We start from the raw sequence: 876 nt of genomic DNA, 5'->3' as shown, positions 1-876 counted from the left end.
TCTTCCAGGCTCTCGCCCACGCCGATCCAGTACACCGGGATCGGCCGCACGCCCTGGCTGCCCGCCGCCACCGCCGCCAGCGTGCCGCCCTTGGCGGTGCCGTCCAGCTTGGTCACGACCAGGCCCGTCAGGGTGATGGCCGCGTCGAACGCGCGGATCTGCGCCAGCGCGTTCTGGCCGGTGTTGCCGTCCACCACCAGCAGCACCTCGTGCGGCGCGGCCGGGTCGGCCTTGCCGATGACGCGGCGGATCTTCTTCAGTTCTTCCATCAGGTGCAGCTGGGTCGGCAGGCGGCCGGCCGTGTCCACCATCACCACGCCCACGCCGCGCGCGCGGCCGGCATTGACCGAGTCGAACGCCACCGCCGCCGGATCGCCGCCGTCCTGCGAGATCACGGTGACGTTGTTGCGGCTGCCCCATTCGATCAGTTGCTCGCGCGCGGCGGCGCGGAACGTGTCGCCCGCGGCCAGCAGCACGCTGGCGCCCTGGCGCTGGAAGGTATGGGCCAGCTTGCCGATGGACGTCGTCTTGCCGGCGCCGTTGACGCCCGCGATCATTACCACCAGCGGCTGCGTGCGCTTCAGGTCGAAGGCGCGCTCCAGCGGGCGCAGGTGATCGGCCAGCAGCTGGCGCAGCGCGGTCTTGACCTTGGCGGGGTCCTCGATGCGCTCTTTCTTGACCCGCGCGCGCAGCGCGGTCAGCAGCTTCTCGGTGGCCTCCAGGCCCGCATCGGCCATAATGAGCGCCGATTCGAGTTCCTCGAACAGGTTCTCGTCGACCTTGACGCCGACGAAGATGCCGCCAATGCTCTGGCCGGTGCGCGACAGGCCCTGCTTGAGCCGCGACAGCCAGGACGCCTTCTTGGGCGCGGCTTCC

The 876-nt window shown here is 70.5% G+C and carries 1 protein-coding gene; it reads right to left on the bottom strand.

Annotated features, from left to right (window positions below):
• On the bottom strand, nt 1-876 hold an 876-nt coding region (gene ftsY, locus AOZ49_RS15210), incomplete at both ends, for a signal recognition particle-docking protein FtsY (RefSeq protein ID WP_231690350.1).

The organism is Achromobacter sp. 2789STDY5608615 (assembly GCF_001298995.1).
GTDB lineage: Bacteria > Pseudomonadota > Gammaproteobacteria > Burkholderiales > Burkholderiaceae_B > Achromobacter > Achromobacter insuavis.
The sequence above is the reverse complement of the archived record's forward strand: the minus strand, read 5'-3'. Positions and strand labels throughout refer to the sequence as shown.